This is a genomic window from Paeniclostridium hominis, assembly GCF_014306135.1.
Taxonomy (GTDB): Bacteria; Bacillota; Clostridia; order Peptostreptococcales; family Peptostreptococcaceae; genus Paraclostridium; species Paraclostridium hominis.
On the sequence record NZ_JACRWD010000001.1, the window covers coordinates 163,951 to 175,426 of the forward strand.

Annotated in this window: 13 protein-coding genes; all 13 read left to right on the top strand. The window is 29.0% G+C overall.

All coding sequences use genetic code 11. The features are described from left to right. The first annotated feature begins 9 nt into the window (after positions 1-9). The 13 genes from H8891_RS00795 (at position 10) to H8891_RS00855 (ending at position 11,437) form a co-directional block, all read left to right on the top strand. Positions 10-1,011, top strand: coding sequence for a PhoH family protein (locus H8891_RS00795; RefSeq protein WP_147546375.1), 1,002 nt, complete (start codon positions 10-12; stop codon positions 1,009-1,011). A 10-nt stretch (positions 1,012-1,021) separates the two neighbouring features. Continuing rightward, complete coding sequence (gene ybeY / locus H8891_RS00800; RefSeq protein ID WP_147546377.1) at positions 1,022-1,480, top strand: rRNA maturation RNase YbeY; 459 nt, start codon at positions 1,022-1,024, stop codon at positions 1,478-1,480. Between the two features lie 4 nt (positions 1,481-1,484). Beyond that, entirely contained in the window at positions 1,485-2,198 is a 714-nt protein-coding gene (locus H8891_RS00805) for a diacylglycerol kinase (RefSeq protein WP_147546379.1), read from the top strand. 134 nt (positions 2,199-2,332) lie between these two features. After that, entirely contained in the window at positions 2,333-2,734 is a 402-nt protein-coding gene (gene cdd, locus H8891_RS00810; protein WP_147546381.1) for a cytidine deaminase, read from the top strand. A 40-nt stretch (positions 2,735-2,774) separates the two neighbouring features. After that, a complete protein-coding gene (era, locus tag H8891_RS00815; RefSeq protein ID WP_147546384.1) occupies positions 2,775-3,665 on the top strand; it encodes a GTPase Era in 891 nt (296 codons plus the stop codon). 15 nt (positions 3,666-3,680) lie between these two features. Then, the gene (gene mgtE, locus H8891_RS00820; protein WP_187004803.1) at positions 3,681-5,060 is read left to right on the top strand and encodes a magnesium transporter; all 1,380 of its coding nucleotides are present in this window, start codon (positions 3,681-3,683) and stop codon (positions 5,058-5,060) included. Positions 5,061-5,130: 70 nt separating this feature from the next. After that, on the top strand, positions 5,131-5,304 hold the full coding sequence (locus H8891_RS00825) for a YqzL family protein (RefSeq protein WP_147546388.1): 174 nt from the start codon (positions 5,131-5,133) through the stop codon (positions 5,302-5,304). Next, positions 5,255-6,028 (top strand): DNA repair protein RecO, encoded by a 774-nt coding sequence (recO, locus tag H8891_RS00830; RefSeq protein WP_147546390.1) that lies wholly within the window; start codon positions 5,255-5,257, stop codon positions 6,026-6,028. Before H8891_RS00825 ends, recO begins: the two co-directional genes overlap by 50 nt. After that, positions 6,021-6,599: a DUF4342 domain-containing protein gene (locus tag H8891_RS00835; protein WP_207723182.1), complete on the top strand. Its 579-nt coding sequence runs from the start codon at positions 6,021-6,023 to the stop codon at positions 6,597-6,599. Before recO ends, H8891_RS00835 begins: the two co-directional genes overlap by 8 nt. A gap of 136 nt (positions 6,600-6,735) precedes the next feature. Then, positions 6,736-7,614, top strand: a complete 879-nt coding sequence (glyQ, locus tag H8891_RS00840) for a glycine--tRNA ligase subunit alpha (RefSeq protein WP_147546394.1) — start codon at positions 6,736-6,738, stop codon at positions 7,612-7,614. After that, positions 7,614-9,680, top strand: a complete 2,067-nt coding sequence (gene glyS / locus H8891_RS00845; RefSeq protein ID WP_187004804.1) for a glycine--tRNA ligase subunit beta — start codon at positions 7,614-7,616, stop codon at positions 9,678-9,680. Before glyQ ends, glyS begins: the two co-directional genes overlap by 1 nt. A 268-nt stretch (positions 9,681-9,948) precedes the next feature. Then, on the top strand, positions 9,949-10,590 hold the full coding sequence (locus tag H8891_RS00850) for a CBS domain-containing protein (RefSeq protein ID WP_187004805.1): 642 nt from the start codon (positions 9,949-9,951) through the stop codon (positions 10,588-10,590). 10 nt (positions 10,591-10,600) lie between these two features. Then, entirely contained in the window at positions 10,601-11,437 is an 837-nt protein-coding gene (locus H8891_RS00855) for a pyruvate, water dikinase regulatory protein (protein WP_147546400.1), read from the top strand. Positions 11,438-11,476 lie beyond the last annotated feature (39 nt).

The window sequence follows — 11,476 nt, forward strand, 5'->3', positions numbered from 1 at the left end:
GGACATAAATTGATAGTACAAAAGAGTTTTGAAATAACTGATGATAAATTTGAAAGAGAATTATTTGGAAACTTTGATGAAAATATACAAATCATAGAAAGAAGTTTAAATGTAGATGTACTTTTAAGAGAAGGTAATATAGTCTTAATAGGTCAATCTAAAAATGTAGACAAAACTATAGAATTTATAAATGAACTATATAAGAATTTTAAAAAAGGCAAAACTCTAGATAAACAAAGTATTAATTATGCTATATCACTATTAATGGAAGGCAATAAAGAGCAAATAGAAGAACTAGAAGACACTATAGCAGTAACTAAAAAAGGAAGAGAAGTAAAACCAAAAACAATCGGTCAAAAACACTATATAAATCTTATTAGAAACAATGATATAACTCTTGGTGTAGGGCCTGCAGGTACTGGTAAAACTTATTTAGCTGTAGCTATGGCAGTTAGAGCATTTAAAAAAGATGAAATAAGTAGGATAATACTAACAAGACCAGCTGTTGAAGCAGGAGAGAGTTTAGGATTTTTACCAGGAGATTTAAAAGATAAAGTAGACCCATATTTAAGACCTTTATATGATGCATTATTTGATATGCTAGGAGATGAAAAGTGTGCTAAATACCTAGAAAGAGGTATAATAGAAGTTGCTCCATTAGCATTTATGAGAGGTAGAACTTTAGACAATGCTTTTATAATACTAGATGAAGCACAAAATACAACTCCAGAACAAATGAAGATGTTTTTAACTAGACTTGGTTTTGGGTCAAAAGCTGTAGTTACAGGGGATTTAACACAAATAGATTTACCAAGTAAAACAAGAAGTGGTCTTATACAGGCTATGGATGTTTTAAAAGATGTAGATGGAGTTGGTATAAATAAGTTTACTGAAAAAGATGTTGTAAGACATGAATTAGTTCAAAGAATAATAAAAGCCTATGAAAAGTATGATGAAAAACAAGAAGAAAAAAAGATATCTAAAGAAGAAAGAAACAAAAGAAAGAAATAGGAGATGCATTATGGAAATTATATTAGACGACAGACAAGATAAAATAAAAGTAAGTGAAGACCTTTTAGAAAAAATACATGATATAATAGTAGAAACTCTACATTATGAAGGGTATGATGATAACTACGAGGTTAGCTTATCTTTTGTTGACAATGAAGAAATACATGAGTTAAATAAAGAATTTAGAGGGGTAGATAGAGCTACAGATGTTTTATCTTTTCCACTTTTGACAGATGAGTTTGATGTTGAAATAGAAGAAGAATCTTTAGGAGATATAGTAATATCTTTAGAAAGAGCATTAGAACAAAGTGAGGAATATAATCATAGCTTTGAAAGAGAAGTATGCTTTTTAGTATGTCATAGTATGTTCCATTTATTAGGATATGACCACGATACAGAGGAAAATACTAAGGATATGAGAAAAAGAGAAGAAGATGTATTAAATAAGCTTAATATAACGAGGGAGTAAATTTATGGGGAAGAAAAAAGGTAAGCAAGGCATAATAGAAGCTTTTAATGCTGCTATTGCGGGAATATTATATACCTTTAAACATGAAAGAAACATGAAAATACATTACTTTGTAGCTGTATTAGTTCTTACTGCTAGTTTATTTTGTGAATTTAACAGATTTGAAATGATTCTTTTACTTTTTACTATAAGCTTAGTTGTAATATCTGAAATGTTTAATACAGCTATAGAGAAAACTGTGGATATGATAACTGATACTTATCATCCGCTAGCAAAAATTGCAAAAGATGTTGCTGCAGGGGGAGTTTTAATAGCAAGTTTAAATGCATGTGTAGTAGGATATTTATTATTTGTTGATAAACTTGAAAGTTTAGGAAACACAGTATTTTTCACAATTAGAAAATCACCTATACACGTTACTTTAATATGTATAGTATTGGTTTTAATAGCTGTAGTTGTAGTGAAATCACTAACATCTACGGGAACACCATTGCAAGGTGGTATGCCAAGTGGTCACTCAGCGCTTGCTTTTGCACTAGCTACACTTGTGACATTTATGACAGAAAGAGTTGTCGCTTCAACTCTTGCATACTTAATGGCAATACTAGTTGCACAAAGCAGGATAGAAGGCAAAATACATACTTTTTGGGAAACTGTAGCTGGAGCTTTACTTGGAGTTTTAGTAGCTATGTTAGTTTTACAAATAGCTCAATATTAGAAAGTGGGAGATTTATTCCCACTTTTTTTGAAACTAAATATAAATTTACTTTGTTCTTTTTTTCTATTTTGGTATAATGTAATATACTACTTGAAAATATTAAGGGACAGATACCTTACTGGGAGGTTAAATATATGAACAATAAAGAATTATTAGAAATAGCAGAAAAAGCAAGAGAAAACTCTTATTCACCATACTCAAACTTTAAGGTTGGTGCCGCACTTTTAACTAAAAGTGGAAAAGTATTTACAGGATGTAATGTAGAATGTGCATCTTTTTCAGGAACAAACTGTGCAGAAAGAACTGCACTATTTAAAGCTATATCTGAAGGACACAAAGATATAGAAGCTATAGCAATTGCAAGCATTAATTCAGAAAAAAATGAACCTACATATCCATGTGCAATATGTAGGCAAGTTATAATAGAGTTTGGACCAAATATAAGAATAATAACTGGATACTCAAAAGGAGATATACAAGAACATACTATCGCAGAATTAATTCCACATTATTTCTCAGGTAGTGACTTTAAATAAATTAAAAAAGACAAAAGACAAGTTGAAAAGAGGAATTGAAATGTTTAAATCAGGATTTGTTAGTATAGTAGGTAGACCAAATGTTGGTAAATCTACTCTTATGAATAGTGTAGTAGGAGAAAAAATAGCAATAATGAGTGATAAACCTCAAACTACAAGAAATACTATTCAAGCAGTGTACACAGATAAAGAATGTCAAATAGTATTTTTAGACACACCAGGTATACATAAGCCTAAAAATAAATTAGGTGAGTTTATGGTAAAGTCAGCAACAGATGCATTTAAAAACGTAGATGTAGTTTTATATGTTGTTGATGAGTCTAAAAAAATTGGACCAGGAGACAGAATGATAATAGAAAGCTTAAGAGGCATAAAAACTCCTAAGATATTAGTATTAAATAAAATTGATATGTTAAGTGAAGAAGAATTATTTGACTTAATAAAAATGTATGATGCTGAAAATATGTTTGATGATATAGTTCCAATATCAGCATTAAAAGGAAAAAATACAGATAGATTATTAAAAGTAATAGAAGGATACTTAGAAGAAGGACCTCAATACTTCCCTGAGTATATGATTACAGATCAACCAGAAAGAGTATTAATATCTGAACTTATAAGAGAAAAAGTACTTCACTATGTTCATGATGAAATACCTCATGGTGTTGCTGTAGAAATAGAAAGAATGAAAAAAAGACCTGATAAAGATATAATAGATATATCTGCAGTTATATATTGTGAAAGAGATTCACATAAGGGTATAATAATAGGTAAGAATGGAAGAAAATTAAAAGGTATAGGAAAGTCAGCCAGAGAAGAAATAGAATTATTATTAGGTTCTCAAATTAACCTTCAAATATGGGTTAAAGTTAAAGAAAACTGGAGAAACCTGCAAAGCTTTATAAATAACTTTGGTTATACTGATAAATAGTAAAAGGTGGGTTTTATGGATAGGAAAGACGAACATTCCAAGGAGCTATTAAATCAAGTTGAAGATTTAATAGACAATAATAAGATATTAGAGCTAAGAGAATTAATGGAAGAGTATCATAATAGAGATATTTTTGATATTCTAGAAAATTTAGATGAAGACAAGCAAATAAAGCTATTTGAAATATTGCCAATAGACATGGCGGCATCAATACTTGATGATGCTGATTCTGAATTTTTTAAGTATATTCTTTCAAAGCTAAATACAGAGCATAAAGCTAATATACTAGAAATGATGTCATTAGATGATATGGCTGATATATTAGCTGATTTAGAAGAAGATGAAAGAGAAGAAGTAATAAATCTTTTAAATCAAGAAGATGCTCAAGATGTTAAAGAACTTCTTATATATGAGGAAGAATCTGCTGGAGGTATAATGACTACAGGCTATATAGCTATAAATAAGCATATGACTGCAAAAGAAGCTATAAGCTATATGAGAGAAAATGCCATAGATGCAGAAACTATATACTATATATATGTAGTAGACAACTTTGAAAAATTAGTTGGAGTATTATCTTTAAGAGAGCTTATAACTTCAAGGGATGATAGTATAATAGAAGATTTAATGAGTGAAAATATAATCTCCGTATATGTAGATGAAGATAGAGAAAAAGCTGTTAAATTAGTTTCTAAATATGATTTAATAGCAATACCTGTAGTAGGTAGAGATGATACTTTAAGAGGGATTATAACTGTTGATGATGTAATAGATGTTATAGAAGAAGAAGCTAGTGAAGATATGTATAAGTTTGCTGGAACATCTGAGCAAGAAAGAGATATAATAGAGCAAAGCAATGTAGATCCTAAAGATCAAGTTATATCATCTTTTAAAGCTAGAATACCATGGCTTATAGTAACCTTATTAGGCGGTCTTTTATCAACTTTAATACTATCAAGTTTTGATTATGTAATTGATTCAAAATATTTCCCTTTAATATATTTTGTACCTGTAGTAACAGGTATGGGTGGAAATATAGGTACTCAAGTTTCTGCACTTACTGTTATGGCGCTATCTAATAAGCACTTAGATTTTAAAAATGTTTTATTAGAAGGATTAGTTGGGGTATTAACAGGAATAATTTGTAGTTTAATTTTAAGTATAACTACTTATGTTTTTGTCAAGGATATAAATATCGTTTTAATAGTTTCTTTATCACTTTTTATAAATATGATAATTGGAGCTATGTTAGGATCTTTTGTTCCTATGATATTAAAAAAAATGGATGCAGATCCATCAATAGTATCTGCCCCATTAATTGCTACGGCCCTTGATATAATTGGAATGATGATTTATTTTATAATCACGACAATTATATTGGCAAAAATTGTCTAACAACTTAATGCATTTTTTCCCCCTTTCTTACTAAAGATATAATATAAGCGTAAGAAGGGGGTTTTTAAAAATGAACAATTTATGTTGGGAAGTTTTTAAAAAGACAGGAAGTATAGAAGCATACCTATACATAAAAAATAAAACTAATATAAATGAAATAAATGATAATATAAATAGGGAGATAGAAATCGACTATGATAATTGTAAACACCCAGGGGATAGTACTACGATCAGCGAGATATAAAGAAAGCGATTTAATATTAACTATATTTACAAGAAAACTTGGGAAAGTATCAGCTATAGCAAAAGGTGCTAAAAGAAATAAAAGTTCTTTGTTATCATCGTCTCAAGTTTTCTCTTATTCTAATTTTACTTTAAAAAAACAAGGAAATATGTATAGAGTAAGTCAAAGTGAAACTATTAAAAGCTTTTATGATATAGCTTATGATATAGATGCTTTTTCATATGCAACATATATAACAAGCTTAGTAGAAGGATCTATATATGAAAATCAAAGCAATAATAGGCTATTTGTACTATTAGCGCAAACTCTTTATTTATATACTCAAAAAGATATAGATAAAGAATTTATAACAAAAGCATTTGAACTAAAATTTTTAGATTATGCAGGATTTAAACCTATTGTAAATAGATGTGTTAACTGCAATACCACTAATCTTAAAAACAGTGTATTTAATGTTGATGAAGGTGGTATACTATGTGAAAAGTGTAAAGAAAATCATGTATATAATTTTAAAATAGATAGCACAACCATAAAGCTTATGGATTATGTATTTAGAAACGACATAATAACTTGTAGTAAAGCAAAGGTATCTAAATATATAGTAAATGAACTAGACAAAATTTTAAAAGTATATATTCAAGTTTACATTGACAATGTAAATATAAAATCGTTACACTTATTTCAAGGAATAGAAAATAATAAGGGAGCTGATAATAATGACTGATATAACATTAGAAAAAATAGATCAAGTATTAGAAAGAGTTCCAAGTGCAAGTTACAAAGAAGCCAAAGAAGCCTTAGTAGTTACAAATGGAAATATAGTAGATGCAATAATATATTTAGAGCAAAACAAAAAATCTACTAAAGTAAAAGCTAAAGCTAAAGAAAAAATGGAAAATGCTTTAGGCAAAGATGCAGAAGAAATGAAATGTCAACTAAAAGAGATGTTAAAAAGAAGTAATGTTATAAGAATAATAGTTGAAAAAGACAACAAGACAATAATGAATATACCTTTAACAGTTGGAGTTGTTGGTTTAGCTTTAGGGCCATTAGTCACATTAGTAGGACTTTCAGCAGCTGTAATAGGTAAATTTAATATAAAAGTTGAAAATGAAGAAGATAAAACAGTTGTTGATTTAGGAGAACTAAATGAAGAAAAACTGAATATATTAAAGAATATGTTAACTAGTACTGCAAAGGAAGTTACTGGTGTAGTTAAAGAAAAGAACAAAGACGACAAAGATATAACTGAAGAGTTAATAAAAGAAGAAGATGACAATGTAACTAAGTATTAAAAAGCATTGACATACACTAGCTTAAGAATATTGACAAATTTCAAGGATTTTGATATTCTAAAAGTTAGAAAATAACCATTTAATGGCCTTTCGTATAGCACGAAAGGCTTTGTTTTTAGTATAGGAGGGTATTCGTATGAATTTTCAAAATATGATACTAACATTACAAGATTATTGGGCTAAGCAAGGATGTATAATGATGCAACCTTACGATGTAGAAAAAGGTGCAGGAACAATGAATCCAAATACATTTCTTAGATCTTTAGGTCCAGAACCTTGGAAAGTATGTTATGTAGAACCGTCTAGAAGACCGGCAGATGGTAGATATGGTGAGAATCCTAACAGATTATATCAACATCACCAATTTCAAGTTATATTAAAGCCATCTCCAGATAATATACAAGAATTATACTTAGGAAGCTTAGAAGCTATAGGAATAGATACAAAAGCACACGATATAAGATTTGTTGAAGATAACTGGGAAGCAACAGCAGTTGGTGCCTGGGGACTTGGATGGGAAGTTTGGTTAGATGGAATGGAAATAACTCAGTTTACTTACTTCCAACAAGTTGGTGGTATAGAGTGTGAACTTGAAACTGGAGAAATTACATATGGACTAGAAAGATTAGCAATGTATCTTCAAGAAGTTGAAAGTGTATATGATTTAAAATGGAATGATGAAATTACATACGGAGAAGTGTTCCAAAGAGCAGAATATGAAAACTCTGTATATGCATTTGAAGAGTGCGATGCAGATTTATTATTTAACTTATTCGATGTATATGAAAAAGAAGCATTAAAACTTATGGAAAAAGGATTAATAACTCCAGCATATGACTATGTGTTAAAATGTTCTCATACATTCAATACTTTAGATGCTAGAGGAGCAATAGGTGTAAGCCAAAGAGCTTCATTTATAAGTAGAGTAAGAAACATGGCTAGAACAGTAGCTAAAGCTTACGTTGAATTAAGAAAAGAAATGGGATATCCACTTTTAAAGGAAGGTGACAAGTAATGAATAATTACCTTTTATTTGAAATAGGTGTTGAGGAATTACCAGCAAGATATGTAAATTCATCAATGGAACAATTAAAAAATAATGTTGTTAAAGCATTTAATGAAAATAGAATAACTTTTGATAATGTTAATGTATACTCTACACCAAGAAGATTAACTGTTATAGTAGAAAATATTTGTGAAAAACAATCAGATTTAGAAGAAGAATTAAAAGGTCCAGCTAAAAGAATAGCTGTTGATGCTGATGGAAACTTCACTAAGCCTCTTTTAGGATTTATGAAAAGTAAAGGTATAAAGGAAGAAGATTTATACTTTAAACAAGCAGGAAAAGAAGAATATGCTTTTGGTAAAATAAAGCAAGAAGGAAAGTTAACTAGTGAAGTATTAAAAACTATACTTCCAGAGGTTATAAAATCTATGACATTCCCTAAAGCTATGCGTTGGGGTGGAAAGAACATGAGATTTATAAGACCTATAAGATGGATGGTTTGTATATTAAATGATTCATTACTTAACATAGAATTAGAAGGAATAGTATCATCAAATGTTACTAAAGGACATAGATTCTTAGGACAAAGTGAATTTGAAGTTAATACTTTAGATGAGTACTTAACTAAGTTACAAGAAAACTTTGTAATATTAAATCAAGATGAAAGAAAAGAACTTATAAAGAAACAATGTGAAGATGTTGCAAAATCTTTAGGTGGAGAAATAGAATTTGATGAAGAATTACTTGAAGAAGTAACTCATCTAGTAGAATATCCAACAGCTTTCTATGGAGAGTTTGATGAAGATTATGCTAAACTTCCAAAGGAAGTGGTAATAACTCCTATGAAGCAACATCAAAGATATTTCCCAGTTTTAAAAGATGGAAAATTACTTCCAAACTTTATAGCTGTTAGAAATGGGGACAGCCATAAGATAGATAATGTAAAAAAAGGTAATGAAAAAGTTCTAGAAGCTAGACTTGCAGATGCATTATTCTTCTACAAAGAAGATACTAAGAAGCCTTTAGAAGATTACATAGAAAAATTAAAGACTGTTGTATTCCAAGCTAAACTTGGAACAGTATACGATAAGTCTTTAAGAATAGAAAAATTAGCAAATGATATAATAGATAGATTAAATTTCCAAGATATAAAAGAAGATACACTTCGTGCAGCTAAATTATGTAAAGCAGATTTAGTTACAGGTATGGTGTTTGAATTTACAGAACTTCAAGGAATAATGGGAAGAGAATATGCAAAAGTAAGTGGAGAAAATGAAAATGTAGCAGAAGCTATATTCGAACATTATTTACCAAGATTTGCAGGAGATATACTGCCAAAAACTAACCATGGAGTTATATTATCAATAGCAGATAAATTAGACTCTATAGCAGGGTTCTTTGCAATAGGAATACAACCAACAGGATCTCAAGACCCTTATGCACTTAGACGTCAAGCATTAGGAATAATAAATATATTAATGGATAATAATCTAGATATAAGTTTAAGAGAACTTGTAGATTTAACTTTAGATAACTACTCATTTATAGAGTTTGACAAATCAGAAGTTGCAAATCAAATAATGGAATTTTTCAAAGATAGAATAAAGAATCTATTTAGAGACTTAGGAATAAGATATGACGTTATAGATGCTATATTAAGCTCTAATATAGATGATATAGCAGATATGTATGCTAGAGCTATAGCACTAAACTCATGGATAGATAAAGATGAGCTAGTTGAAATGTTAACAGCATTTAATAGAGTTGCAACTTTAGCTGAGAAAGCTGAAACTAATGTGGTTAACATAGGCTTAATGAGAGAAGAAGCTGAATTTAATTTATATCAACAATTCCAAGAAATACGTTCTAATGTTGAATATTTATTAGCTGATAAAGAATACACTAAAGCACTTGATGCCTTTGCATCTTTAAGACCAGCAATAGATAATATGTTTGACTCTGTCATGATAATGGACAAGGACGAGGCTATAAAGAATAACAGATTAGCTATACTAAGACAAATATATGATACAATGTTAAATATTTGTGACCTATCTAAGATAGTATATAAGTAATCTGCTTAAATGACCGAGGGAATTTTTCCTCGGTTTTTATATCTTTATAAAAAATATATTTAATTTTCTTTTTAAACTAAATATAAAGTTCAACTTATTAAATTTAAGTAACATACCTATTTTAAGCCACTTATGGATAAAATATTTTAGGTATTTAGTTAATAATTAAAATAAATTTTAATTTCTGTATTTACATTATACTATAAAAAATATATAATATACTATATAAAGATAAATGAATAAATAGTATATCACAATAATGAGGAGTGTGATTATTATTCAACTTAATAATAGACAACTAAAGATAATTGATATAGTAAAAGATAATGAGCCTATAACAAGTGAAAGTATAGCATCAATGCTTAATGTAACTAGAGCTACTTTAAGATCTGATTTAGCTATTCTTACAATGACAGGTGTTCTAGATGCTAGACCAAAGGTTGGGTATTTTTACTCAGGCATAGATAAAGTCAACTTATTAGGCGATAAAATAAAGGAAAAAACTGTAGCAGATATAATGAGTATGCCTATAATGGTAAGACAAGATACTAATGTATACGATACTATAGTTAATATCTTCTTATCTGATGTAGGTAGTATATTTATAATAGATAACAAAGAAGATCTATGTGGAATAGTATCAAGAAAAGATTTATTAAAAGCAACTATAGGTGGAGGAGATATAAATAAAATACCAGTAGGTATGATAATGACAAGAACACCTAATGTTGTAACAGTTAAAGCGAATGATACTGTTGTTTTAGCAGCAAAGAGAATAATAGAACATGAAGTAGATTCAATTCCAGTTGTAGAAGAAGTAAAAAAGGATAATGAAACAATAAATAAGGTTGTAGGTAGAATTTCTAAAACTAGTATAACAAAATTATTTCTAGAAATAGCAGATAATTAAGGAGGAGTACATGGAGAATTTAGTCATATATGTAATATCAGACTCAGTGGGGGAAACAGCTCAACAAGTTACTAAAGCTGCTATATCTCAATTTCAACTAGAGGATGACTATGAAATAAGAAGATTTCCTTATGTTGTAGAAGTTAATTTTTTAGAAGAAATATTAAAAAGTGCTAAAGAGGAAAATGCAATAGTTATATATACATTAGTAGAACAAGAACTTTTAGAGTTTACTGAGCAATATTGTGAAAAGGAAAACTTAAGTTGTGTAGACTTGATGACTCCAATATTAAAACAAATAACTAATAAAATAGGTGTTACACCAAAAAGAGAACCAGGCATTATAAGAAAATTAGATGAAAGTTATTTTAAAAGGGTTGAAGCTATAGAATTTGCTGTTAAGTATGACGATGGAAAAGACCAAAGAGGAATTTTACAAGCTGATGTAGTTTTATTAGGGATATCAAGAACATCTAAGACACCACTTAGTATGTATCTTGCAAATAAAAATATAAAGGTTGCAAATGTACCTTTAGTTCCAGAGATACCAATACCTAAAGAAGTGTTTGAGATAAATCAAAAGAAAATAATAGGACTTACTAATACTCCAGAGAAGTTAAATCAAATAAGACAAGAAAGATTAAAGTCTTTAGGGTTATCAAGTAATGCAAATTATGCTAAGTTTGATAGAATACTTCAAGAGTTAGATTATTCCGATAAAATAATGAAAAAAGTAGGTTGTCCAGTTATAGATGTTTCAAACAAGGCTATAGAAGAAACAGCAGGTATTATAATGGATATAATGAAAGAAAACGGACTTAAGATATTTAAGGACAGTGATAAATAATATTTTAGTGCACATCGAAAGTAAATTGATTTTCGGTGT

Coding starts and splice junctions, on each gene's coding strand:
- ybeY (WP_147546377.1), top strand. CDS start 1,022: ATGGAAATTATATTAGACGACAGACAAGATAAAATAAAAGTAAGTGAA.
- H8891_RS00805 (WP_147546379.1), top strand. CDS start 1,485: ATGGGGAAGAAAAAAGGTAAGCAAGGCATAATAGAAGCTTTTAATGCT.
- cdd (WP_147546381.1), top strand. CDS start 2,333: ATGAACAATAAAGAATTATTAGAAATAGCAGAAAAAGCAAGAGAAAAC.
- era (WP_147546384.1), top strand. CDS start 2,775: ATGTTTAAATCAGGATTTGTTAGTATAGTAGGTAGACCAAATGTTGGT.
- mgtE (WP_187004803.1), top strand. CDS start 3,681: ATGGATAGGAAAGACGAACATTCCAAGGAGCTATTAAATCAAGTTGAA.
- H8891_RS00825 (WP_147546388.1), top strand. CDS start 5,131: ATGAACAATTTATGTTGGGAAGTTTTTAAAAAGACAGGAAGTATAGAA.
- recO (WP_147546390.1), top strand. CDS start 5,255: ATGATAATTGTAAACACCCAGGGGATAGTACTACGATCAGCGAGATAT.
- H8891_RS00835 (WP_207723182.1), top strand. CDS start 6,021: ATGACTGATATAACATTAGAAAAAATAGATCAAGTATTAGAAAGAGTT.
- glyQ (WP_147546394.1), top strand. CDS start 6,736: ATGAATTTTCAAAATATGATACTAACATTACAAGATTATTGGGCTAAG.
- glyS (WP_187004804.1), top strand. CDS start 7,614: ATGAATAATTACCTTTTATTTGAAATAGGTGTTGAGGAATTACCAGCA.
- H8891_RS00855 (WP_147546400.1), top strand. CDS start 10,601: ATGGAGAATTTAGTCATATATGTAATATCAGACTCAGTGGGGGAAACA.